General features: G+C 35.9%; 26 protein-coding genes and 1 tRNA gene. 5 read left to right on the top strand and 22 right to left on the bottom strand.

The features are described 5' to 3' along the window. Positions 1-8: 8 nt before the first annotated feature. From HCJ50_RS07850 to HCJ50_RS07790, 13 genes are all read right to left on the bottom strand, one after another. Positions 9-785 (bottom strand): DM13 domain-containing protein, encoded by a 777-nt coding sequence (locus tag HCJ50_RS07850; protein ID WP_185346159.1) that lies wholly within the window; start codon positions 783-785, stop codon positions 9-11. A 105-nt stretch (positions 786-890) separates the two neighbouring features. Continuing rightward, complete coding sequence (locus HCJ50_RS07845) at positions 891-1,934, bottom strand: sensor histidine kinase (RefSeq protein ID WP_185346157.1); 1,044 nt, start codon at positions 1,932-1,934, stop codon at positions 891-893. Next, the gene (locus HCJ50_RS07840; protein WP_185346155.1) at positions 1,931-2,620 is read right to left on the bottom strand and encodes a response regulator transcription factor; all 690 of its coding nucleotides are present in this window, start codon (positions 2,618-2,620) and stop codon (positions 1,931-1,933) included. Before HCJ50_RS07840 ends, HCJ50_RS07845 begins: the two co-directional genes overlap by 4 nt. A 238-nt stretch (positions 2,621-2,858) precedes the next feature. After that, complete coding sequence (gene tsaD, locus HCJ50_RS07835; protein ID WP_185346153.1) at positions 2,859-3,881, bottom strand: tRNA (adenosine(37)-N6)-threonylcarbamoyltransferase complex transferase subunit TsaD; 1,023 nt, start codon at positions 3,879-3,881, stop codon at positions 2,859-2,861. Then, a complete protein-coding gene (rimI, locus tag HCJ50_RS07830) occupies positions 3,878-4,333 on the bottom strand; it encodes a ribosomal protein S18-alanine N-acetyltransferase (RefSeq protein ID WP_185346151.1) in 456 nt (151 codons plus the stop codon). Before rimI ends, tsaD begins: the two co-directional genes overlap by 4 nt. Then, positions 4,330-5,028, bottom strand: coding sequence for a tRNA (adenosine(37)-N6)-threonylcarbamoyltransferase complex dimerization subunit type 1 TsaB (gene tsaB, locus HCJ50_RS07825; RefSeq protein WP_185346149.1), 699 nt, complete (start codon positions 5,026-5,028; stop codon positions 4,330-4,332). The genes rimI and tsaB overlap by 4 nt, the downstream gene beginning before the upstream one ends. Continuing rightward, entirely contained in the window at positions 5,025-5,486 is a 462-nt protein-coding gene (gene tsaE / locus HCJ50_RS07820) for a tRNA (adenosine(37)-N6)-threonylcarbamoyltransferase complex ATPase subunit type 1 TsaE (RefSeq protein ID WP_185346147.1), read from the bottom strand. Before tsaE ends, tsaB begins: the two co-directional genes overlap by 4 nt. A 104-nt stretch (positions 5,487-5,590) precedes the next feature. Then, positions 5,591-6,733, bottom strand: a complete 1,143-nt coding sequence (locus tag HCJ50_RS07815; RefSeq protein ID WP_185346145.1) for an Lmo2079 family surface lipoprotein — start codon at positions 6,731-6,733, stop codon at positions 5,591-5,593. Between the two features lie 134 nt (positions 6,734-6,867). Further along, complete coding sequence (locus tag HCJ50_RS07810) at positions 6,868-7,248, bottom strand: hypothetical protein (protein ID WP_185346143.1); 381 nt, start codon at positions 7,246-7,248, stop codon at positions 6,868-6,870. A gap of 95 nt (positions 7,249-7,343) precedes the next feature. Next, entirely contained in the window at positions 7,344-7,700 is a 357-nt protein-coding gene (gene crcB, locus HCJ50_RS07805; protein ID WP_185346141.1) for a fluoride efflux transporter CrcB, read from the bottom strand. Then, complete coding sequence (gene crcB, locus HCJ50_RS07800) at positions 7,690-8,079, bottom strand: fluoride efflux transporter CrcB (protein ID WP_185346139.1); 390 nt, start codon at positions 8,077-8,079, stop codon at positions 7,690-7,692. The genes crcB (HCJ50_RS07805) and crcB (HCJ50_RS07800) overlap by 11 nt, the downstream gene beginning before the upstream one ends. A 105-nt stretch (positions 8,080-8,184) precedes the next feature. Then, positions 8,185-8,811 carry a GyrI-like domain-containing protein gene (locus tag HCJ50_RS07795; protein ID WP_185346137.1) on the bottom strand — a complete coding sequence of 209 codons (627 nt, stop codon included), beginning with the start codon at positions 8,809-8,811 and terminating at the stop codon, positions 8,185-8,187. An 11-nt stretch (positions 8,812-8,822) separates the two neighbouring features. Beyond that, entirely contained in the window at positions 8,823-9,704 is an 882-nt protein-coding gene (locus tag HCJ50_RS07790) for a phosphotransferase family protein (RefSeq protein WP_185346135.1), read from the bottom strand. 134 nt (positions 9,705-9,838) lie between these two features. Between HCJ50_RS07790 and HCJ50_RS07785 the strand changes: the two genes are divergently transcribed. After that, positions 9,839-9,922, top strand: a tRNA-Leu gene (locus HCJ50_RS07785). A gap of 415 nt (positions 9,923-10,337) precedes the next feature. Here the strand turns inward: HCJ50_RS07785 and fepA are convergent. Then, positions 10,338-11,669, bottom strand: a complete 1,332-nt coding sequence (fepA, locus tag HCJ50_RS07775; protein WP_185346134.1) for a multidrug efflux MATE transporter FepA — start codon at positions 11,667-11,669, stop codon at positions 10,338-10,340. A 14-nt stretch (positions 11,670-11,683) separates the two neighbouring features. Continuing rightward, positions 11,684-12,268 (bottom strand): efflux pump transcriptional regulator FepR, encoded by a 585-nt coding sequence (gene fepR, locus HCJ50_RS07770; protein ID WP_003748921.1) that lies wholly within the window; start codon positions 12,266-12,268, stop codon positions 11,684-11,686. 151 nt (positions 12,269-12,419) lie between these two features. Between fepR and HCJ50_RS07765 the strand changes: the two genes are divergently transcribed. Next, complete coding sequence (locus HCJ50_RS07765; RefSeq protein ID WP_185346132.1) at positions 12,420-13,679, top strand: Fic family protein; 1,260 nt, start codon at positions 12,420-12,422, stop codon at positions 13,677-13,679. Positions 13,680-13,747: 68 nt separating this feature from the next. On the opposite strand, the gene HCJ50_RS07760 is transcribed toward HCJ50_RS07765, so the two are convergent. Beyond that, positions 13,748-14,791, bottom strand: coding sequence for an alpha/beta hydrolase (locus tag HCJ50_RS07760; protein ID WP_185346130.1), 1,044 nt, complete (start codon positions 14,789-14,791; stop codon positions 13,748-13,750). 215 nt (positions 14,792-15,006) lie between these two features. On the opposite strand from HCJ50_RS07760, the gene HCJ50_RS07755 reads away from it, so the two are divergent. The 3 genes from HCJ50_RS07755 to HCJ50_RS07745 all read left to right on the top strand — a co-directional run bounded on the left by HCJ50_RS07755 (position 15,007) and on the right by HCJ50_RS07745 (position 19,285). Then, a complete protein-coding gene (locus tag HCJ50_RS07755; protein ID WP_038407699.1) occupies positions 15,007-16,221 on the top strand; it encodes an argininosuccinate synthase in 1,215 nt (404 codons plus the stop codon). A gap of 3 nt (positions 16,222-16,224) precedes the next feature. Further along, complete coding sequence (gene argH, locus HCJ50_RS07750; protein ID WP_111143164.1) at positions 16,225-17,595, top strand: argininosuccinate lyase; 1,371 nt, start codon at positions 16,225-16,227, stop codon at positions 17,593-17,595. Between the two features lie 166 nt (positions 17,596-17,761). Then, complete coding sequence (locus HCJ50_RS07745) at positions 17,762-19,285, top strand: glycine betaine uptake BCCT transporter (RefSeq protein ID WP_185346128.1); 1,524 nt, start codon at positions 17,762-17,764, stop codon at positions 19,283-19,285. A gap of 48 nt (positions 19,286-19,333) precedes the next feature. Here the strand turns inward: HCJ50_RS07745 and HCJ50_RS07740 are convergent, their stop codons facing one another. Genes HCJ50_RS07740 through HCJ50_RS07715 form a run of 6 tightly spaced genes read right to left on the bottom strand, consistent with a single transcriptional unit; the run spans position 19,334 to position 23,261 of the window. Further along, the gene (locus tag HCJ50_RS07740; RefSeq protein WP_185346126.1) at positions 19,334-19,531 is read right to left on the bottom strand and encodes a hypothetical protein; all 198 of its coding nucleotides are present in this window, start codon (positions 19,529-19,531) and stop codon (positions 19,334-19,336) included. A 3-nt stretch (positions 19,532-19,534) separates the two neighbouring features. Continuing rightward, complete coding sequence (locus HCJ50_RS07735) at positions 19,535-20,185, bottom strand: class II aldolase/adducin family protein (RefSeq protein ID WP_185346125.1); 651 nt, start codon at positions 20,183-20,185, stop codon at positions 19,535-19,537. Position 20,186: 1 nt separating this feature from the next. Then, positions 20,187-21,119, bottom strand: a complete 933-nt coding sequence (locus tag HCJ50_RS07730) for a 1-phosphofructokinase (protein ID WP_185346123.1) — start codon at positions 21,117-21,119, stop codon at positions 20,187-20,189. A gap of 17 nt (positions 21,120-21,136) precedes the next feature. Then, positions 21,137-22,486 (bottom strand): PTS galactitol transporter subunit IIC, encoded by a 1,350-nt coding sequence (locus tag HCJ50_RS07725; RefSeq protein ID WP_185346121.1) that lies wholly within the window; start codon positions 22,484-22,486, stop codon positions 21,137-21,139. Between the two features lie 26 nt (positions 22,487-22,512). Continuing rightward, entirely contained in the window at positions 22,513-22,788 is a 276-nt protein-coding gene (locus HCJ50_RS07720) for a PTS sugar transporter subunit IIB (RefSeq protein WP_185346119.1), read from the bottom strand. Positions 22,789-22,793: 5 nt separating this feature from the next. Then, positions 22,794-23,261, bottom strand: coding sequence for a PTS sugar transporter subunit IIA (locus tag HCJ50_RS07715; RefSeq protein ID WP_185346117.1), 468 nt, complete (start codon positions 23,259-23,261; stop codon positions 22,794-22,796). Between the last annotated feature and the right edge of the window lie 6 nt (positions 23,262-23,267).

Below are 23,267 nucleotides of genomic sequence, written 5' to 3'. Positions count from 1 at the left end.
CTCACCCCTCAGCTATTTAACATTGCTTGCCCGAATGTTTCATGTGCTTTTTGACAATAAATTACGACTGTATTGTAATCTGCTGAATTAATATTATCTAATGAAAAAGTTTGTTCCTTCGCCTTTAAGTCAATTTTAGCTAGTTCTTTTCCAGATTCAATATCACCATCTTTGGTTAAATATACATGAAGATCTGGTCCTTCATCTGTCACAAAATTTGTGAACATCAACTTATTATCTGTCATTGTCACATCTCCACTAACCTTATGACTCCCTGCACCTGAAAACATTCCTGTAAGCATACTATCTGTCGTAGCACTTTCATCCATCGTATCCATTAATGCTGCCGCTCCAAATTCCTCGTGCGCTTTTTCGCAGTATATCAACACATGGTCATATTTCGAAAGATCTTTATCGGATACATCAAAGCTTTGGTTTTTAGCTTTTAAGTCTACTTTACTTATTTCTACGCCGTCTTCTACATTATTACCTTTAACTAAATAGACATGTAAATCTGGTCCTTCATCTGTCGTAAAATCTGTTAACATTAATTTATTATCTTTAATTTCTACATTACCACTTACTTTGTGACTCCCTGTTCCGGTCAGCGTTCCCATTAAATTCACTTTTTCATTTTCTTTCATAAGCATTTCTTTCTTATCAGACATCGTGACTTTATTTTCTTTGGTTTTGTTGTCACTGCCAGAAGAACTGGCCTCACCACATGCTCCTAAAACTAATGCCGCTCCTAATACTACAGAAAATAATGCTACTTTTGCTTTCATAATTAATTACCCCTCTTCTTTAATTTTTTCTACTAGTTCATCATAGCAAGTAAAAGTGAGGTAACTTTTATGGATTTCTTAGGTATTTCTTAAATTTTCGCTTATTTATTCATTTCCATCCCAATACGGTATCGTTAAAATAAAAGTACTTCCAACATAACGCTCACTTTCAACCTGTAAAGTCCCACCGTGAAGCTCTGCTAAGTTTTTCGCAATGTGAAGACCTAACCCCGAACCGCCATGCGCTAAGTTTCTCGATTTTTCTACACGATACAGCCGTTCAAAAATCCGCGGTATATCTTCTTTTGAAATCCCTTGACCATAGTCTTTCACAAAAAATACTGTGGCTTCCTCTGTGCTAGTAATAGTAAGTTCTATTGCCGTCCCAGCATCCGAAAACTTCAATGCATTTTCTATTAAATTGCATAAAATCCGTGTTACAAAGGTTTGATCAGCATATAGAGAATCACAACCTGGCTCTATCGTTACATGTATATCCCGATGTTCTCGTTTTAACTGTACATTGAAGGACTCCAACACATTAATTATTAATTGATCCAGCCAAATTCGACTTCGGTTTAATATTGGCTGTTTTTTATCAATGGCTGCTACATCCATTAGCTCGTCCACTAAATCAGTCAACCGGATAGTTTCCCGTTGAATGGTTCGCAAATATTGTTGCTTCTCTGTTTCAGTCACAATCATTTCGTCTAAAAGCGCTTCGGAAAAGGAACGTATCGAGGCGATTGGAGTTTTAATATCATGGGATAAATTTGCAATTAACTCCTTACGCGTTTCTTCGCCTTCCTTAATTTGTCGAAACATCTGATCTAATTTCACAGCCATTTCGTTAAAATCTTCCGCTAACATTCGAGTTTCTTTTGGACCTTGCACTTTTGCTTTTCCGGAAAACTCTCCTTTAGCAACTTTACGACTTTCTTTGCTTAACGTATCAATCGACTGAAAGGCAGGACGCATCAATAAATAATTAATAAAAAAAGCTAGCGCACTCGCCCCAAGTGTAATTAAAATAGTAAATACAACTAATTCTGTTTTAAAAATCATTTTATATGCGCTAACTCCTAAAACAATAGTAACTATCAGAACACCGATGCCATATGAAAATAAATTAAGTGTGCGCAATTTCATGATTCCACCGCCATTTCAAATTTATAGCCTAACCCCCATACCGTTTTGATAAAAATTGCTTTTTCATCATTCGCTTGTAATTTTTCTCGTAAATGATGAATATGCACATTAATTGTATTAGCGTCTCCATCATATTCATAGCCCCAAACACGTTCCAATAGTTCCGACTTCGAAAAGACTCGTTTATTCTCACTAGCTAAAAGCCAAAGCAAGTCAAACTCTTTAATGGTTAGCTCCAATTCTTGCTGGTTTACAAGCACAATACGTTTACTTTTATCTAAAAATAATGAGCCGTGTTTTAATGTTTCTGGTTCGGAGCTACGTTTTGATCTTCTTAAAATATTTTTCACTCGTAGTACTAACTCTCTTGGACTAAAGGGTTTTGACATATAATCATCTGCCCCTAAAGTTAATCCATATAACCGCTCTTTTTCTTGTGTTAAAGCACTTAAATATAAAAATGGTGTGTCTTTTTCTAATTCCTGGAGTTCCATTACTAATGTATGTCCGTCCATTTTGGGCATCATAATATCGACCACCAGCAAATCTACATGTTCTGACTTATAAAGTTGTAAAGCAGCTTCACCATTGTTTGCAGTTAAGACCCGAAAGCCTTCTTTTTCCAGGTAACGCCTACATACATCAACAATCGTTTCTTCATCGTCTACTAATAAAATTGTATCCATAAGCCTATCACCTCATGTTTTTATTTCAAAAATTGGTTAGAAAACAGTATCTTTAGTTCGCATAAAAAGACATTTTTACACTATTATCATACTAGAAAAAGGTTGTTTATTACTTACCTAATAATTATGTAATTCTTAAGTTTAGATATACCAACAGATGTGTACCGGTTAATTTGGATTATTAATAAAAAACAGACCATTTCCTTCCAAAAAGCCTTGGAAAAAATGATCTATTTCTTTAAATATCTTCTAATAATAAGCCTGGATTAGCGTTCATCTCAAAACTACCGCGTTTTCCTTGTAAAAAGCTTACAGTACCAGCAGCGGCAATCATCGCAGCATTGTCACCACATAATGATAGTGGTGGAATGATTAATTCTGTTTCGGGAAGTTCGATTTCGACTTCTTGAATAAGACGTGCGCGTAACCCTTGATTGGCTGCTACACCTCCAGCTAGAAGCAATTGTTTAACTTCATATTTTTTAGCTGCTCGAATTGTTTTCGCCACTAATACATCAATTACGCTCGCTTGAAAACTTGCTGCCATATCATTTGGATTTGGCTCTTCGCCGCGCTGTCTTAAATTATGCAACGTATTTATAAAGGAAGATTTTAAGCCACTAAAACTAAAATCAAACGAACCATCATCCATCATCGCTCTTGGAAAATGGAATGTATCCTCGCCGTCTTTTGCGAGCTTATCAATTTGTACGCCACCAGGATAAGATAAACCTAGTGTTCGCGCCACTTTGTCATACGCTTCTCCAGCCGCATCATCTCTTGTTTCGCCAATAATTTCAAAATCATTTTCAGCGCGCATTAAAACAAGCTCTGTATGCCCGCCACTAACGACCAAAGCAAGTAATGGAAAATCTAGCTCTGTTTCAAAACGATTCGCATAAATATGCCCCGCAATGTGGTGTACACCAATTAATGGTAATTGATGCATAAAAGCAAGCGTTTTAGCTGCATTTACACCAATTAAAAGCGCACCAACAAGACCCGGTCCTTCTGTAACTGCGACCGCATCTAGGTCATCCATTGTTACATTTGCTTTTTTCAACGCTTCTTCAATCACTATGGTAATTTGTTCCACATGGTGTCTTGAAGCAATTTCAGGTACTACCCCGCCAAAACGTTTATGACTTTCTATTTGTGAAGCCACCACACTGGAAATAATTTCATTTCCATTTTTTACGACAGAAGCAGCGGTTTCATCACAGCTTGATTCTATCCCAAGAATTAATGTATTTTTCATCATAAGTCCACCCACATCACTAGCGCATCCTCTTTCGTATCCGGATAGTAGTTTTTCCGAATGGCGCCGTTTTGAAATCCTAATTTTTTGTAAAGTCCTTGTGCTACATCATTTGATACGCGAACCTCTAAAGTTATTCGAATAACACCGCGCTCTTTTGCCATTCGTATTATTTCACGAAGAAGCGCCTCCCCGTAGTGATTTCCCTGATAATCTGGATGAATTGCAATATTCGTTACATGCCCCTCATCAAGCACCAGCCAAATTCCAGCATAGCCTACTACTTCCCCATTATATGTTGCTAGAATATAAGAAGCATATTGATTAATAATAAATTCATTTCGGAAAGCGGCTTCCGTCCAAGGTACTGTAAATGAAGCCTTTTCGACATGCATAATACTTTTTAAATCAGCAAGTGTCGCTTCTTTAAATAATAGTCCTTCTTTCAAACTCACTCAGAACCCCTCGATTCCAGCCATTTGCTTTCCGCTTCTGCAAGTTTTAAATAATCAGGAATAAAAGCGTCTGCTGGCTCTCCGGTTAATTGTTCTGCTAATTTCACTAAAGAACCCGCTCGAGCGTAAGTATAATCTGCACTGGCAAAAATCGCTCGATCGCCAAGGGTTTCAGTAATCATTAAGCAAATTTGCTCGTTCAATGTACCCGTAAAGAAAATGGCTTCGTTTTCGCCACTTTGTTGTAATTTTTCCAGTAATTCAGCAAGTGCTATATGACTGTCAGGTAGGATATTGCTCATTTCCCCTTGAATTGCTTGGTAGACACCTGCGTAAACATTACCACGACGCGCATCCATTAAAGCAACCACTTTACCAGAAAAGTACAAAGCATTTTCAGCTAAAAGTGCTAAAGAAGAAATTCCTACAATTGGGATTCCTGCATCCCATGCCATCGTTTTCGCCACCGTTACACCTATTCGTAGTCCGGTATAGGAACCTGGGCCTTTTGCAACCGCAATTTTCTTTAAATCAGTTGGTTTTACTGAACATTCATCCATTAAAGCAGCAATCGCAGGTAACAGTCGAACGCTATGATTTTTTTTCAAATTTGTTGTATATTCCCCGATAACTACCCCATTATCAAAAAGTGCTATCGTCATCGTATCAGAAGATGTATCTATTCCCAGTATCATTTCTGAAAAACCTCCATCGCTAGTTGCTCATACCTTTTCCCAACTGGTTTCGCAACTATTTTCCGTGTATTCTCATCTATATGAAAAAGTTGAATTTCTAAGTATTCATTTGGCAAGTCTTCCCCAACAAACTGGGCCCACTCCACCACGCTCACTCCATCACCATAAAAATATTCTTCTAGACCCAGTTCGTCAGCCGAAGCATCTTCTAACCGGTATACATCCATATGATAAAGTGGCAATCGTCCTTTTTTATATTCTCGAATTATCGTGAAGGTTGGGCTTTTTATCATTTGTGGAATCAATAACCCTTTACCAATACCTTTTGTAAAGGTGGTTTTTCCAGCACCAAGATCTCCTTCAAGTAAAATCACATCACCTGCTTGAAGTTTTTCCCCGATTTGTTTTGCTAGAAGTATTGTGTCACTTTCTTTTGTTAAAACTAATTCGAATTCCATTATCTCACCCGTCCATCATTTTCTCTACATATCATACCACAAAGCAGGCTTAAAATAAAAAACAAAAAACGCAATGACCTGAGTCACTACGTCTTTTAGAAACATTATAGTCCTGAACCAGTTAAGTCCATTCCACTATACATTTGTGTGTAAAAATCTGATATAATTTTTGATATTTCTTCACTTGTAACAATTTGATCTTTTGTAGGGAAGTCAGCAACTGGAATAAATTCTTCTGCTTTCGTTTCTACTTTGAATGCAATAGACTGTGGTGCATCGGCTGTTGATTTATCTTCCACTTTTACGTTTAATGTTAAATTATCTAATGAGTTGTCTTTACCTGGCTTAATGGAAACCTTGAATTTTATTGCTATATCTTTGTTATCTTTTAATTCTTTTGAAGCTTTTTCTAGGCTTGTTTTCATATCCGCATATGTCGTTTCAAAGTCAGTTACGCTATTCGCACCTTGACTTTCAATAATTACTTTAAAATCTTCTTTTACTTTTTCATCATCCAACAGTTTAACTGCTTCGGTTGTTAAATTAGCAATATCTGTTTTTGTTAATGTTACTGAAATCGTACCATTATCCGCTTTTGTAAAACGATCTTCTTTTAGTCCAGCAAAATAGTTATTTAATAGTTTAGAGCTTCTTTTGTTTAAATCTTTTGAAGCTGCTTCTATTTTCTTCGTATCTACTTCTGTCTCAGGAAGTGTTTCACCCGTCATTGTACTAGTTAGTTCTTCTGTGCTGATATATTTATTCTTTAAGTCTGGAAATTGTGTATTGAGTTTAGACCACATACCATTAGTTGCTTGGTCTAAATAACTAAGTAAGGATTCATCTGGTTCCACAATAGATTTTAGTGGGATAAATGCGTCACCAGTTTTTGTATTCACTAAGAAATCTAAATCTAGCGAAATTGGTAAAAGGCTATTAGACGATGTCACATTTAGTTTTGTTTCAGATTTATCTATTTTTTCATCTGTAGAAGTCGTCATGGAAAATTTAATATCTTTCAACAGATTTATAGATGCTGCACTAGGATCAGTACTAGCTATGTTTATATCTGTTACTCCAAAAGTTGTTGTATAAGTTGATTGATCTGGTACGTTTGAACTATTTTTTACTGTTTGAATAAATTGACCTTGTGGTGTTTTTGCTGCTTTTTCTTCGGCACTCTCGCCACAAGCACTAAAAACAAGCAATGTTGCTAACAAAAGTGAAAATAATATCCCTTTTTTCATATGAAATCCTCCAGTTTTTATGTAATACATTAAAGCTAACATAAAAATGGTACAAAAAACAACCGAGTTCTTGATAATTCATTAGACTGACACAAATTCAAATAAAAAACATCTCCGAATAACGGAAAATGTTTTTATTTTGGTGTTATTTTTATAGAAGTTGCGCTTTCAGAAATTTTCCCTGGTGCAGGAGAAGTAATAGTAGATCCATCAGGAAATACAGCTTTTATAGTATCTCCGTTTTTAATATCAGCCAATTTCATCTCTTTACCAGTGGCTTCATTTGTTACAGCGGTATTGCCTGTTACGGTAATAATAACTTCACTAGAATAGTCATTCTTTTCTCCGTTCCAAGTTAATACACCATCGACTGTTAGCTCACTATTGTTTTCTAATAAACTAGCATCAGTCACTGTCCCATCAAGCACTAAAGCAGGCACAGTTTCTTGATTACAACCTGCCAAGAATAATACGATTAATAACATCGGTACAATTACTTTTTTAAAACCCGTCATCTTACTTTCTCGTCCTCTCTGAAGCTTATCGTTCTTTCTAGCATAGCATTTTGAGGATATACAGGCAATCGTTTTCTTATTTTCTTAAACAATTCTTATAGACCGATCATTATACCAGTAAAAGCAGCTATTAATCCCAAAACATAACTAAGACCTAGATAAGAAAATAATACCCGAAAATTAGCCTTCCACTTTAATTCCATACTTTCCACTTTAAAGGTAGAAAAAGTTGTATAACCTCCCATAAATCCAGTACCTAATAATAGTTGCCAAACGGGACCTACAGCTGAAGAAACAAGAAATCCTAATAAAAATGAACCTGTTATATTAATAAAAAATGTCGCATATGGAAAGTTCGTTTTCCATTTACTTTTAATTAGTATAGAAATGCCATAACGAAGCATCGCACCAAGTCCAGCGCCAATCCCAACCAGCAAGAAATTAATGAACATCGTGACTCCCCCTATTCAAAAGGTAACCGCTTAGCATATATCCAAGCTTTACCATCAAGAGGCCACCGATTAAACTCACAGTTATATAAGTAAGTGACAGTAATACTTCCCCATTTTGGAACAATTGAATAGCATCCACACTAAATGCGGAAAATGTTGTAAATGCGCCTACAAAACCAGTTCCAATACCATTTAAGACCACCTGTGAAAGACGTGATTTTTTCGCCAAAAATTGCATTAAAAAGGCCAATAAAAAACAACCAATTAGATTTACTGTTAAAGTCGCATAGGGAAAGCTATCTCCAGTCATCCACAAATTAATCGCATAGCGACACATTCCACCCAACGCACCAAATAAACCAACATACAAAAAATACATTTTCAAAAACCCCACTTTATCAAAAACTACCCTAAAATAAAATGATTTCGGACAGTTATCATCGTTCCTTTTCTTCTATACTATAACGCAAACAATTCCCATTATTCAACTCACTGGAAGTCTTAAAATCGTACGCATCTTTTCTTGTGCTGTTTTTCTAGGATCACTTAGATAAATCTCATGATGCTTTCGAATTGCACCAGTATCATTTTGTAGCCCTTCTTCTTTCATAAATTGATGTAACTTTGTCGTTGTTTCAATCTCTTTACTAAACGGGCCAATGTGCATCATTTGAACACAATCCCCTTCAAAAAATCGCTCTAATTTCACATTACTTGTATCAATTGTTGGCTTTTTCTTCTTAGCTTGCATTTTTGCCCATTGAAGGACTTCTTCCGTTACAAAATCTGGTTGTCGAAGAAGTGAACTCCATAACCAAGCATCTCGGTCCTCTAGATCAAACATTCCCTCAGACCACCAAAAACCTTCCAGCGGTGGCACAACAAAATCATTATAACCAGCTAAACGCGTATCTCCCATTTTACTCATTTTGATTGTATAAGCAATTGTATAAAGCGCTTGAACTGCCGCTTGGTACTCTGGGCCATCCGGATCACCTTTACCATCCACCATTAAAAAATTAATTTCGGGAACAAAAATACGTTCTGGTTTACGTTTAGGCGCATAAAGCTTCTTTTCTATTTTTTTAAAATCAATTTTTTCTTCCGCCATTTTAATTCCTCCTAGTTGGTCATCCATTTTGGTGTTAATTTCCGAAAATTATCATGGCTACTTGCTGTCTTTGTCGCGTAAGACTCTAACTTTTCTAAATTGCGCATATCATTTTCACTTGCCCAGCTTAGAGCAAAAACAATATGCATTGCTGTATAAAGTGCATAAAGTTTCCAAAAATCAGTTATATCTTCTTTTCCAATATAACCCAAAATATTCCCTTTCGCAAAAGCGATACTGCTATTTGTTGTGAAAAAACCAATTTTAGCTAAATCAAATAATGGATCACCAAACTCCAAACGGTTAAAATCAATTATTCCAGCAAATTGATGATTCTTTAAAATGATATTGGCTGGATGAAAATCACCATGTTGTAGTCGAATCTCTCTTTCCTTCATTAAATCTAAATTATTTTCAATAAAAGACTCTAGCTCTTGAAGAAATACTACTTCTAACTTTGATTCCTTTAACTTACTTAATTTCCGATAATATTTCTTTTTTTGAAAATCATACCAATTTAATTCTGTCGCATTTATATCCATTTTATGTATTTTTCGCAAAACTGCTCCTGCTGAAACGCCTGCTTGGAGCTGTTCTGCGTTAGACAAATGTGTCATTCCGCTCTCAGCATCTTCGCCTAGTACATAATCCATCACCATGTATCCTTTTCCTTGAAGAAAACCAAACTCCAATGCTCGTGGTACTTTAGGAGCTAATGAAGTTAATTTTTGGATTGCTTCAAATTCCACTTTTCGCTCTTCCCACATATTTTCCGGGAAAACACGAACTAGATAGCTATTGTCTACTTGGTATTTTTGATCTATTGAAAAACCTTTCTTTATTTCTTTTATCACTTTCGCATTTTTCAACATTTCAATAGCTCTTAAATCCAAATTTCCACCTTCTTTCAAGTAAATTAATTTCTCTCTATTATACTAGAAACCACTTACCTTTAACTAGTTAAATCCACATAAATTATTGACAAAAGAAAGCGTTCAATATTATAATTAATTTTGCTAATGTACACGCGGTCGTGGCGGAATCGGCAGACGCGCTAGGTTGAGGGCCTAGTGGGGTAAAACCCGTGGAGGTTCAAGTCCTCTCGGCCGCATCATTCGAAAAGGAATCCAGGCTAACCTTGGATTCCTTTTGTCAATTCCTTAATGATTTCTTCTATACAACAACAAAACACTCCTAGTAGTTAGTAACGCGTTTGTATACAATAGTTTTCTTTCTCCGCTATCTCCAGTTTGAGATAATGTGTCTTTGGTATTTACTTCTTTAATAACCATCTCATCTAGCTTATCTCCTCCGCTCAGGTTACTTGGTGTTGGAGTTACTTTTATTTTAGTATCGCTAAAGGTAACATGGACTTGGTCTTGTGGGTTAAAAGGTATCATGACGAGTATTTCTTTATCTGATTTTCATAGTCCTCTGGCGCGATGATTTCTTTTACAATATAACTTCCTGGTGGTAGATTGCTTGGTTATTTTGTGATAAAAAACATATCGCCTTCGCTTTTTCAGCTATTTAAATAAAATATGTTTTTTCTTCATATAAATGACAATCGATGCTGCTACAATCATTTCAGAAATTGGGATTGCTAGCCAAACACCTGTGATACCAATTATGGAAGGTAAAATTAACAAGAAGATAACCATGAAAATAATTTCCCGTGAAATGGTGATCCAGGTCGCCATTTTTACTTTGTCTGATGTTTGGAAGTAAGTCATCATCACAAAGTTAAAGCCCATAAATAAGTAGGCTGTATAGAAAAGTTTGATTCCGGAGCTTGCTAGATCTTTAATATCAGGGGTGAAATTACCGAACATCGAAACGAGTAAATTCGATGCGAATAGGCCAACTAATAAGAAACCAACTCCGGTACAGAACGCCACGAGAATCGCAATTTTTAACGTTTCTAATTCTTTTTCTCTTGCTTTTGCTCCTCTGTAGTAACTAATTAATGGTTGAATTGCTGAACCCATTCCGAGGAACAGCATCAAAATCACACTGTGCGTATAGTTTAATACTGAGAATGCAGCAACACCAGCAGTTCCAGCAATTGCAGCTAGTGAAATATTATAGCCAAATGTAAATACGGATACACCAACTTCCGCTAGAAAACTCGGAAGACCGATTGAAAATGTCTTTTTAAAAAAAGCTTTATTCCAATTTAAGCGAACAAATTTTAAGCGACTTGATTTTTTAAAGAAATGGGTAGTGAGGATTAGCACCCCAATAATAATCGCGATCATTGTTGCAAGAGCAGAGCCAGTTACCCCCCATTCAAAAATAAATAGGAAAAAATAATTTAAAATAACATTACAAATAGCTGTAACAACAAGCGCAATCATGGATAAATTCGGATCGCCATCATTTCTTACAAAGATACTTAAAATATTTTCTAAAGTAAGTGCAAATCCAAAAATAAGTAAAACATTCATATATTCGAGTACGTAACCAATCGTGTCATCATTCGCACCTAAAAAATAAGCGAGTGGAGCTTTAAAAATGAATGCAATAATTGCGATAACAATTGTAATCGAGACAACAGCTAGAATCGCATTTGTAAAAATAGTCTGCGCTTTAGCAACGTTCTTTTCACCAATTGCAAAAGAAAACTGTGTAGCTGCTCCAATTCCAATCCAAATCGAAATAGCGGTAAAAATGGTAAAGACTGGGACTGCAATATTTATCCCAGCAAGCGCAGTCCCGCCAAGTTTATGCCCAACGAAAATTCCGTCAATAACGATATTTAATGACATTAATAACATCCCGACTAAGGAAGGTATTAAATATCTAAAATAAATCTTTTTTACTGAATCTGTTTCTAAAATTTCGATATTTTTTGCCATATAGCACCTCTAATTTAAGCTTTTAGCGTAATTCCTCTCCAGAAAATTTGCCATAAAGCTGTGATTTTCTTTTGGGTTCTTTGTGGTTCATTTACATAAACAATCTCGACAATAACTGCATCAAGAATGCCCATGTATGCTTCTTTCATCGTTTCAACATCTTGTTCTGGAATTAGTTTTTGTTCCATCCAGCTACTGAATAATTCTGTAAAGTCTTGCTCCATTTGACTCACATTATCGCTAATTTCCGCTTGGACAATATCGTATAAATGTTTAGGCGGATAAAAGCCATATCGTAACCAAAACTGAAATGCTGCATCGGTATCGTATAAGTTTTTCACCCCAAAAAGCAAACTAGCTAGTACTAAATCTGGTCTAGATAAGTCACTATCCTGAAGATGCGCCCGGTAGTAGTCGATTTCTGTTGACTTTGCATCCTTCATAATCGATAAAAATAAATCATCTTTATCTTTAAAATGAGAATAAATGGATTGCTTCTTTAAACCTACAACTCCCGCAATATCTGCGAGTGATGTTCCTTCAAATCCATTGCTTGCAAAAAGTTCTAAAGCAGCTTGTTTAATTTCTTCTTTTCTCATTTCCACACTCCTTTCGCATAAAACTGACGACCGTTCGTAAGTTATCTTCTCACGAGTGATATTATTTGTCAACAAAATTCGTTTATTTCAATCAAAAAATTCCTTCTTATTTATGATATTATATACTTAAAGTTAAGTTGGAGGTGCTTTTATGTCAAAAAAATACTATCCTTTAAAAACTATATTTCATCAAAATGAAGATGATTACAAACAAGAATTAGACTTGCGTAAAAATAGCTATGGTACGTATCTAACTAATCTTGAAATAACACCTATCGTTAATGGAACTTTTAACAGTCCAAAATTAAATTTATTTTCAGTGAATACTAAAAAGTTACAAAGTCTTTTGCAAGAAGCTCTAGCAAATAGCAAAGAGATTGAATTAAACAGCAGAAAATTACCTACACATGCATTACAACAATATTTCGATTCTTTACTTATCAATGAATTGCAAAGTACAAACGAAATCGAAGGCGTTCGTAGTACAAAAAAAGAAATTTCTGAGGCGATTGATGAACTCGGAGAAAATGGTAAGGGAATTAAAAATGCGAAAAGATTTATCGGTCTTGTAAAGCTTTATCAGTATGTAGATGATTATAGAGAAATCACGTCTGTCCAACAGTTTAGAGAAATTTATGATGAGTTAGTTGCTGATGAAGTTGAAGATGATTGTAAAATTGATGGCGATATCTTTAGGAAAAATTTTGCAGGTGTTCAAAAAAATGGTGAGTTTACACATATAGGGGTAGAACCAGAGACTAGAATAATCGACTATTTAAATAGACTAATCAATTTTTTGCAAAATGATCAAATGCCCGATTTATACAAATATATGGTAGCCCATTATTATTTTGAATATATTCATCCTTTTTATGATGGTAATGGTAGAACTGGCAGATATCTTATTTGTTCTTTAGTTAGAAAAAACTTAGATAGATTTTCTTCCATTACATTTTCATATATCATTAATCGACATAAGGACGAATACTATAAAGCCTTTGAGCAAGTATCTCACCCTTTTAACGCTGGAGAAATGACATTTTTTTGTGAACAGATGATTAAATTTTTAATAGAAGGCCAAAAAAGAATTTTAAAAGATATGAACGAAAAGGAAACTAAGCTGAACATCATGTTTACTAACATTAAAAAATTGGAGCTTGAGCATACAGATTTAACTGAAACAGACTCCCACATCCTATTTATAATTACTCAGAGTTGGTTATTTAGCAGAAAATATAACAGAATAACCAATAATGATTTAATTAATATGGAAAGTTTTGGAAAAAGAAGAAGAGTAATGAACGCAACAAAAAAAATGGAAGAAAAAGGTTTCTTGCTTAAGATAAGTAGTCGTCCAATAAGATATACATTAAATAAACGTTTTGCATCAGAATTGTTAAATGAAATCTAATAAATTCACTATACATTTGCAGAATCATTCAAAAAAATCCACTCCGATGAAAGAGTGGATTTTTCTATTTATTTTTCTTCTAAAAACTCACTGATTAATTCGTATGTTTCGTCTGTTGCTTCGGAGTTTGTTGTCATATAACCATGTGGTACTTTTTCAAAACGTTTTACGAATACTTCTACTCCGGCATTTTTTAATTTTTCAGCATATGCTTCACCTTGATCTCTTAGTGGATCAAATTCAGCTGTTGCTAAGAATGTTTTTGGAAGGCCAGCTAAATCTTTGCTACGAATAGGCGCAACAAGTGGATCATATTTACGATCAGTGGCGTTTGCCATATATAGTTTAAAGAATTTATCTAATGATTCTTTTGTTAATACATAGCCTTCTGCAAATTCATCCATGGACGGATAAAGCACAGATGCGTCTCGGCTGAAAATATCTGTGGTTGGATAAAGCAAGATTTGTGCGGTGATGCTTGGTGCACCTTTTGCTTTAGCGATTTGTGTCACTACGGTTGCTAAATTCGCTCCAACGCTATCTCCTGCAACGATGATGTCTGCGGATTTAGCACGCAAGCTTGTACGATGGCTTTGAACCCAAAGTAGCGCTGCATAAGCATCTTCTACTGCTGCCGGGAATGGATTTTCTGGAGCAAGGCGATAATCCACGGTTACTACACGAGCGCCTGTTGTTTGTACTAGTTTACGAGCAACTGCATCATGTGTTTGCAGTCCACCTAATACAAATCCACCACCGTGATAATAAACAATGATTTCGAATGGCCCTTCTTCTTTTGGAGTGTAAATTCGAATTGGGATTTTTCCGCCTGGTCCATCAATTTTTTTGTTTTCCACATCGCCAATTTCAATATCTTTAGCAGATGGTAAGGCTTTTGTTGCAAGTCTCATATATTTATATCGCGAATCTACATCGGATAATGGTGACGTGTTTTTCACAAATTCTTGTGATGCTTCATCTAAATTTTCAAGTACTTCTGGATTATACTCCTTTCTTCCAACCGCTTTTTTATAAATAAAGAAAACGACTAACAAAGGAAGTAGAATAATCCCAGCAAAACCAATAGCAATCCATTTTAATGTATTTTTCACACTTGCTCAACTCCTTCAATATAACTTCATTTACAAGTATAGCAGTTTTAGTGGCAGGAACCAATTTATTGCTATTTTAATCAAAGATTTTTTACCCCTCAATGTATTTTTACTCATTTTTATGAATAGTATAAAATAAAAAGGTTGATATATAATAATATCAGTGTTAATATAAATACAAATATTTGTATATTTATAAATGGAGGGTGTTTACAATGACAAAAGAAAAGATTGTATTAGCTTACTCAGGTGGATTAGATACTTCTGTTGCCATTCAATGGTTAGTAGAAGCTGGATATGAGGTAATCGCATGCTGTTTAGATGTTGGCGAAGGGAAAAATTTAGACTTTATTAAAGAAAAAGCCATTACCGTTGGAGCGAGCCAATCCTATACGATTGATGCAAAAGAAGAATTTGCGGAAGATTTCGCTTTAATTGCTCTTCAAGCACATGCCTATTATGAAGGGAAATACCCGCTTATTTCCGCACTAAGCCGCCCTCTTATTGCTAAGAAACTAGTAGAAGTAGCTCGAAAAGAGGGCGCGTCTGCCATCGCTCACGGTTGTACTGGTAAAGGAAATGACCAAGTTCGGTTTGAAGTAGCGATTCATGCCCTTGCGCCGGATTTAAAAGTTGTTTCTCCTGTTCGTGATTGGAAATGGTCGAGAGAAGAAGAAATTAATTATGCACAGGAACACAATATTCCCGTTCCAATTGATTTAGATAATCCTTTTTCTATTGACCAAAATCTTTGGGGTAGAAGCAATGAATGTGGCGTCCTAGAAAATCCGTGGACAACACCACCGGAAGCTGCTTACGACTTAACCGTTAGTTTAGAAGACGCACCAGATACAGCGGATATTATCGAAATCACTTTTGATGCCGGTATTCCAATTTCTTTAAATGGAGAAAACATGACTCTAGCTAACCTTATTTTGACATTAAATGAAATTGCTGGTAAACATGGCGTTGGTAGAATTGACCATATTGAAAACCGTCTAGTAGGTATTAAATCACGTGAAGTATATGAATGCCCCGCTGCAGTGACTTTAATCGCGGCACATAAAGAATTAGAAGACTTAACTTTTGTTCGTGAAATCGCCCACTTTAAGCCAATCATTGAACAAAAAATTAGCGAAACTATTTACAATGGCCTATGGTTCTCTCCTTTAACAGAAGCGCTAGTGGCATTCTTGAAATCTACCCAAAAATTTGTGAATGGCACCATTCGTATCAAACTATTTAAAGGACACGCTATTGTGGAAGGCAGAAAATCACCAAATTCACTTTATGATGAAAACTTAGCTACTTATACCTCATCCGATACCTTTGACCAAGATGCAGCAGTTGGCTTCATTAAATTATGGGGGCTACCAACAAAAGTGAGCGCAGAAGTAAATTCTAAAACAACCATTACAACTGAGGTGTAAAAAATGGAAAAATTATGGGGCGGACGTTTTCAAGGAAAAAGCGAGACTTGGATAGATGAATTCGGTGCATCCATTTCTTTTGATCAAAAAATGGCGCAGGAAGATTTAATCGGTAGTTTGGCACATGTCGCAATGCTTTCAAAATGTGGAATTATTTCCAGTACAGAAGCAGAGGAAATTACAGTTGGCTTAAAAACTCTTCAAGTGAAGTTATCACAAGGAGAACTTGAATTTAGTACGACAAATGAAGATATTCATCTAAATATCGAAAAACTGTTGCACGATGAAATTGGTCCTGTTGCTGGAAAACTTCATACTGCTCGTAGCCGTAATGATCAAGTAGCAACTGATATGCATTTGTATTTAAAGCAAGGAGTGGCAGATATAATTACTTCTTTAAAACATTTGCGCATTGTTCTTATTAAAAAAGCGGAACGACATGTTGAAACGATCATGCCTGGTTATACTCATTTACAGCACGCCCAGCCGATTTCATTTGCACATCACCTGCTTGCTTACTTCGGCATGTTCACAAGAGATTTAGAGCGACTAGAAGAAAGTGTCAAACGGATTGATATCTCACCACTTGGTTCTGCAGCACTAGCAGGAACCACCTTTCCAATTGATCGGATGTATAGTGCCGAATTACTAGGATTCTCCAAAGTATATGAAAATAGTTTAGATGGTGTTAGCGATCGTGATTTTATTATTGAATTTCTTAGTAACAGTTCCATTTTAATGATGCATTTATCACGTTTTTGTGAAGAGTTAATACTTTGGACAAGCCACGAATTTCAGTTTGTTGAGTTAACAGACGCTTTTTCGACCGGTAGCTCGATTATGCCTCAAAAGAAAAACCCTGATATGGCAGAGTTGATTCGCGGAAAAACAGGACGAGTTTATGGTAATCTTTTCGGTATGCTGACGGTTCTCAAAGGACTTCCGCTTGCTTATAATAAAGACTTACAAGAAGATAAAGAAGGCATGTTTGATACACTGGAAACTGTAAAAATAAGTCTAGAGATTTTTTCAGGAATGATTGAAACAATGAAAATTAATACAGTCGTTATGGAAGAATCCACCCAAAAAGATTTTTCTAATGCAACAGAATTAGCTGATTACTTGGCGAAAAAAGGAGTTCCTTTTAGAGAAGCTCATGAAATCGTTGGAAAATTAGTTCTCGAATGCACACAAAATGGCATTTATTTGCAAGATGTGCCACTTTCATATTATCAAGAAATTAATCCACTAATTAAAGACGACATCTATCATGTACTCGCCTCCAAGACAGCCGTTCAAAAAAGAAATTCTTATGGTGGGACTGGATTTGATCAGATTCATATCGCGTTAGCTAATGCGAGAGATATTTTGTGAAAAATGGGACGCATTTCCTTATATGCGTTCCATTTTTTTGATGAATTTCTTGTTTATAGCTGAATTCTATTTGTCAAAGCACTAGTTTATTTGTTACTATAATAGGATGTTACCTTTTGGCTAACTTGGGGAAATACATACAGAGAAATAAAAAGGGAGTGATGCAATGAAAAAATTAACAACGGTATTTTGGGGAGCTAGCTTGTTAGTTGTGTTAGCTGTTTTATTCGGTGCTTTTTTACCAGATCAATTTGAAATGCTGACGTCAAATGTTCAACAATTTTTGACAAGTAATTTTGGTTGGTACTATTTAATCGTTGTAGCGGTTATTATTATTTTCTGCTTATTTTTAGTTTTAAGTCCAATTGGTTCCATTCGGCTTGGAAAACCAGGAGAAAAACCTGAATATAGCAATCTTTCTTGGTTCGCCATGCTATTTAGTGCTGGTATGGGAATTGGTTTAGTATTTTGGGGCGCTGCTGAACCACTATCTCACTATGCTGTTCAAGCACCTGGTGGCGAAGTTGGCACACAAGCCGCAATGAAAGATGCTCTTCGTTATTCGTTTTTTCATTGGGGTATTTCTGCTTGGGCGATTTATGCCATTGTTGCACTCGCACTCGCCTACTTTAAATTCAGGAAAAATGCTCCTGGCTTAATAAGTGCTACTTTATATCCGATTTTAGGTAAGCATACTAAAGGTCCTATTGGTCAATTGATTGATATTATAGCTGTTTTTGCGACAGTTATTGGGGTTGCTACTACACTTGGATTAGGAGCACAACAAATTAATGGAGGATTAACCTATTTATTTGGTGTTCCTAATAATTTTAGTGTCCAACTGACGATTATTCTTGTTGTTACGATTTTATTCTTACTTTCTGCAATGTCCGGTCTTGACAGAGGTATACAACTCTTAAGTAATGTAAATATTTACGTTGCCGGCATCTTACTTATCCTAACACTTATTTTAGGACCAACACTGTTTATTATGAATAACTTTACTAATTCATTTGGTGGTTATTTGCAAAACCTTATTCAAATGAGTTTCCAAACTGCCCCAGATGCTCCAGATGCGCGAGCTTGGATTGATTCTTGGACAATTTTCTACTGGGCATGGTGGTTATCTTGGTCTCCATTTGTCGGTATTTTTATCGCTAGAATTTCTCGTGGTAGGAGCATTCGCCAATTTTTACTAGGTGTTATTGTACTTCCTTCATTAGTTAGTATTTTCTGGTTTGCTGTTTTTGGAGGTTCGGCAATATTTGTGGATCAACATCAAAATACAAGCCTTTCTAATCTAGCAACCGAACAAGTACTCTTCGGGGTCTTTAATGAACTTCCAGGCGGAATGATTCTATCTATTGTCGCAATGATTTTAATTGCGGTATTCTTTATCACTTCTGCTGACTCAGCTACTTTTGTACTTGGAATGCAAACAACAGGTGGTTCACTAAATCCGCCTAACTCTGTCAAAGTAACGTGGGGACTTCTACAAGCTGGGATTGCTAGTGTTTTATTATATGCTGGTGGCCTCACTGCTTTACAAAATGCATCCATTATTGCCGCATTTCCGTTTTCTATTGTTATTATCTTAATGATTATTTCACTCTTTATATCTCTTACTAGGGAAAGAGAAAAATTAGGACTTTATGTTAGACCAAAAAAATCACAACGATCACAACTATAAAATGAAAAAGGTGATGCAAACTAGTTAAATTTTTGCATCACCTTTTTATTATCCTTTTTTCTGCTTTGCGGCAATAATTTCACGATAACTTCTCGTTTGTTTAGGATATTTTTTCCGGAAGAAGTGTTGCGAAACTATAGCTAATACAAGAGATATTGCGGTAAGTGGGATAGAACCTCGAAAAATACTAACTATTAATAGTAACGCACTTGCAAAAAGGGTCGCATTAAAAAGGAATTTATCCATTTGTTACTCCTCCAAATTATAATTTAATTCACCATCATGTACTAATTTTTTAATTCCTAATGCATCGAAAACCATTGCTTTCTCGGCAATATATGCATTATACTCAATTCGCTCTAACATATCGTATGCTTTATGCAGGGTGGATTCTAATACAACAATCCCATGTTTATTAAGCAAACTCGCACTTGGGACTGCTTTATCGCCTAACTCAATTACATGATTTCGGACAATTTCTGCTAGTTCTGGACTAGTAGCTGGAGCAAAGGTTAGTGTGGGGATTTGTCCTATTTTTTGCGTTGCTTCTGTTAAATTCGGGAGTTCCATACCTAGTGTTGCAAATAACATGGACTCTTTGGGATGCGCATGAAGAACACAACCAATATCGGGATTTTCTACATAACAAGCACGATGTAAATTAATTTCGCGCGTGATTCTACCGTCTCCTTCTACCACTTCATTATTATTATCCACGACTAAAATTTCATATGGTGACAGGTCACAAAGCCGTGCTTGACTCATTAAGGTTGGCGTCATAATAATGTGCTCTTTATTCATACGTACACTAACATTCCCGCCTGCTGCATTCGTTTCAAACCGGTCGAACATCGTCTTAACTATTTTGGCTAAATCTTCACGCTCTTTTTGGTATAACATATTATCTCTCCTCTAATTGTATAATACTAACTTGATTTTTTAATTGTCCAGCTTCTTCTAAATCAAAACTTGAACTGTCTTGCTGCATCACTTTGCTAGCGGAGCATCCAGTTGCCACTTTTAACGTTTCCATAATGGGCATTTCCATCGCGATTCCAGCAATAAATGCACCTACAAAGACATCCCCTGCCCCTGTATCATTTCGTTCCTTTACAATTGGCGGAATCACTTGATATAATTTGCCATTATGTGCACAAATAGATCCTTTCCCTCCAAGTGAAACGACTAAATAGGGGATTTTTTCAGCTAATGCGCGAATATTTTCTTCTAAGGAATTTGTCTTTTTCGCTAAAATCGCCACAACTTCCTCTTCATTTGGCTTAATAAAGTCTACGCCCATTTCGACAGCTAGCTTTAAATAGTCACCGGAGTTATCACATGCTAGAAAAGCGCCAGTACGCTTAACAGTTCTTAGTAGTTCTTTAAAATCAGATAATGTATAATGAGGAGGCGGAGATCCAGCAATCACCACCATATCCTCTTTTTTAACTTTTTTAGCGATTTGTTTTAAAAGATTGGTTTTGCTTTTCTGACTTACTGAAAAACCCGCTTCTGGTATCATTGTGCTGCCATTTGTGTCATCACTAAGGACGACGAAGCATTCTCTTGTCGAAGTTCCAGCTTCAACAAGAAGATCATGGTTAATATGCTTTTCTTTTAGAATGGCATACAGTTTGTCAAGATTGTCTGATCCCGCAATTCCAAGTGCTTCATTTTTAATGCCAAATTTGGCTAGTACTCCTGAAACATGAAGTCCCTTTCCTCCGCAATCATAAGCTGTTTTTATGACCCGATTCGTCTTCCTTTTTTCTAACTCACCATGAATGAAAAGTAATCGATCAATTGCTGGATTTAACGTTATTGTGTAAATCATCTTATCACTCCTGCTTTTTAAGAACTGGCTTTTTCTAGTTCAATTGTTCGTTTTTTCATCATTTTCACATAAAATACTAGTAATAGTACCCATATTGCGACAAAAATAAAACCTAAAATCGTAAATTGACTAGCCTCTGCAAAAATATAACGGAAGACAGGATATTCAAGCGTGCTCCATGTGATTTCTTGTCCTTCTTTAAGAGAAATCGCTCCCGTAGAATGCGCTAAATCCGTAATTGTTCCTGCGAAGAAAGTAGATACATAAAGGAAAATTGGTGTAGTAACGATACCAAGAATAATCATCCGAATTAGGTTTCCACCTGTGACAATTAAGGCTGGTGCACATAACGAAATATTTAGTATCCCAGCAAATGGAAGTACACCGTTTCCTGGTAAAATAAGAGCAAATATAAGCGTTACCGGCACCATAAGTACGATAGCAACCCAAACTTCGCTACATCCTGCTAAAATGGGCCAATCTAATCCAATAAACAATTCCCGATTTTTAAATTTACGTTTCATAAACTCTGAAATACCATCAGAAAGTGGAGACAATGCTTGCATAAATAATTTGGCAACCATTGGGAATAATGTAAGGGCTGCAGCAGCTTGCATGGCTAGAATCAATGTTTTCGCTACATCATAACCTGCAGCTATACCTAAAAGCCCACCAATGATAAATCCCATCACATGGTTTTCTGCAAATATCCCAATTTTATCTTTTAAAGCATTCGCATCCATGTCTTTACGAAGGGCTGGAATTTTCTTCAGCAACCAATCGATTGGCATTAAGAAAATACAGAAAATCATCATACCATGTGAAACTGTCACACCAGGAATTCCATTTAACTCTTGAATTTGGCGTTGATTAGCATCACAAAGAATTAGTTCTGTTACAATTTGAATTCCAGCTACAATAAATGCTAAATATACATTATTTGTTACGCCGATAATTAATACCGCTGTCAAAATTTTTCCCCAAACATTCCATAAGTCGACATTTAAGGTTTTTGTTTTATTGATGACTAGCATAATCGCATTAATTCCTAGTTGAAGTGGGAACATCAAGAACGCAAACGGCCATGCCCATGCAAGTGTAGCCATGGATGTCCAGCCACCATCTAAAATGCTTAAATTAATTCCAGTTCTTTCTGCAAGACCTTGTGCTGCTGGAGTTAATGCTTCAATCATAAAGCCAATAACAATATTCATCCCTAGGAAAGCAACCCCTAGAATAATCCCTGCACTCACAGCATCTCTTACTTTCATCCGTACAATTAGTCCAATAATAATCATTAATGCTGGAACAAAAACAGCCGCTCCAAGATTTAAAATAAATTGTATTACTGATTGTAATGACTCCATTTTTCCACGCTCCCTTATCTAGCTTGTTATTTTAAGGCGTTAATTAGTTTTTCTGTCTCTTCTTCCATTCCCATACCAGTCAAAAAGGCGATACCATTAAGTGTTGGAATATCGTACTCCTTATTTGCTTTTGTAATTGCAACATACACATCACTTGTTTTAACATGTTGATCTAGCGACTTAATGTCCACTGCTTCTACTGTTGCACGAACTCCCCTTTCCTTTAAAATTCTTTCTACTTTTGATGCCACAGTTTGACTTGTTGCTACTCCTGAACCACATGCCACGATAACTTTTTTCATTGTAATCACTCTCCAAATTGTTTTTTTAGAAAATCACATAATATCGCACTATCATTTATTTCCTTAAGCTGTTCCACAAATGACGCTTCCATAAATTTTTCCATGATACTTGAAAGCAGTGGAACTTGATTTTTCGGTTGTTTGATCCCAAGAATAAAAATAACTTCCACATTAATCCATTTCTCGCTCGTTCCCATTTGAATAAAGGGGATTGGGGTAGCTAGTTTGTTCACAAGTACAAAAGGCCGTTTCACATAAATAGTATCTGTATGAGGAATAGCTATTTTAATACCGTTCATTTCTAATCCAGTAGGGAAAATGACTTCTCTATCCGTTACTGCCTCTCTAAAAGTCGCTTCTACATACTGTTCTTTTTCTAAAATTTTACTTGTGCATTCAAAAAGTTCTGCCTGATTTTGGTAAGTAGAATTTATCAGGGTTAGCTCCTTTTGAAATAAATCATGGTAATCCACGTACCG

This window comes from Listeria immobilis (genome assembly GCF_014322765.1).
Taxonomy (GTDB): domain Bacteria; phylum Bacillota; class Bacilli; order Lactobacillales; family Listeriaceae; genus Listeria; species Listeria immobilis.
This window is presented reverse-complemented; position numbering and strand designations above follow the sequence as displayed.

Coding starts and splice junctions, on each gene's coding strand:
- crcB (WP_185346141.1), bottom strand. CDS start 7,700: ATGTTCATTAATTTCTTGCTGGTTGGGATTGGCGCTGGACTTGGTGCG.
- HCJ50_RS07720 (WP_185346119.1), bottom strand. CDS start 22,788: ATGAAAAAAGTTATCGTGGCATGTGGTTCAGGAGTAGCAACAAGTCAA.
- crcB (WP_185346139.1), bottom strand. CDS start 8,079: ATGTATTTTTTGTATGTTGGTTTATTTGGTGCGTTGGGTGGAATGTGT.
- HCJ50_RS07745 (WP_185346128.1), top strand. CDS start 17,762: ATGAAAAAATTAACAACGGTATTTTGGGGAGCTAGCTTGTTAGTTGTG.
- HCJ50_RS07730 (WP_185346123.1), bottom strand. CDS start 21,119: ATGATTTACACAATAACGTTAAATCCAGCAATTGATCGATTACTTTTC.
- fepA (WP_185346134.1), bottom strand. CDS start 11,669: ATGGCAAAAAATATCGAAATTTTAGAAACAGATTCAGTAAAAAAGATT.
- HCJ50_RS07725 (WP_185346121.1), bottom strand. CDS start 22,486: ATGGAGTCATTACAATCAGTAATACAATTTATTTTAAATCTTGGAGCG.
- HCJ50_RS07740 (WP_185346126.1), bottom strand. CDS start 19,531: ATGGATAAATTCCTTTTTAATGCGACCCTTTTTGCAAGTGCGTTACTA.
- HCJ50_RS07850 (WP_185346159.1), bottom strand. CDS start 785: ATGAAAGCAAAAGTAGCATTATTTTCTGTAGTATTAGGAGCGGCATTA.
- HCJ50_RS07845 (WP_185346157.1), bottom strand. CDS start 1,934: ATGAAATTGCGCACACTTAATTTATTTTCATATGGCATCGGTGTTCTG.
- HCJ50_RS07810 (WP_185346143.1), bottom strand. CDS start 7,248: ATGACGGGTTTTAAAAAAGTAATTGTACCGATGTTATTAATCGTATTA.
- HCJ50_RS07765 (WP_185346132.1), top strand. CDS start 12,420: ATGTCAAAAAAATACTATCCTTTAAAAACTATATTTCATCAAAATGAA.
- tsaD (WP_185346153.1), bottom strand. CDS start 3,881: ATGATGAAAAATACATTAATTCTTGGGATAGAATCAAGCTGTGATGAA.
- tsaB (WP_185346149.1), bottom strand. CDS start 5,028: ATGATACTGGGAATAGATACATCTTCTGATACGATGACGATAGCACTT.
- fepR (WP_003748921.1), bottom strand. CDS start 12,268: ATGAGAAAAGAAGAAATTAAACAAGCTGCTTTAGAACTTTTTGCAAGC.
- HCJ50_RS07795 (WP_185346137.1), bottom strand. CDS start 8,811: ATGGCGGAAGAAAAAATTGATTTTAAAAAAATAGAAAAGAAGCTTTAT.
- HCJ50_RS07840 (WP_185346155.1), bottom strand. CDS start 2,620: ATGGATACAATTTTATTAGTAGACGATGAAGAAACGATTGTTGATGTA.
- HCJ50_RS07815 (WP_185346145.1), bottom strand. CDS start 6,733: ATGAAAAAAGGGATATTATTTTCACTTTTGTTAGCAACATTGCTTGTT.
- argH (WP_111143164.1), top strand. CDS start 16,225: ATGGAAAAATTATGGGGCGGACGTTTTCAAGGAAAAAGCGAGACTTGG.
- HCJ50_RS07735 (WP_185346125.1), bottom strand. CDS start 20,185: ATGTTATACCAAAAAGAGCGTGAAGATTTAGCCAAAATAGTTAAGACG.
- HCJ50_RS07755 (WP_038407699.1), top strand. CDS start 15,007: ATGACAAAAGAAAAGATTGTATTAGCTTACTCAGGTGGATTAGATACT.
- tsaE (WP_185346147.1), bottom strand. CDS start 5,486: ATGGAATTCGAATTAGTTTTAACAAAAGAAAGTGACACAATACTTCTA.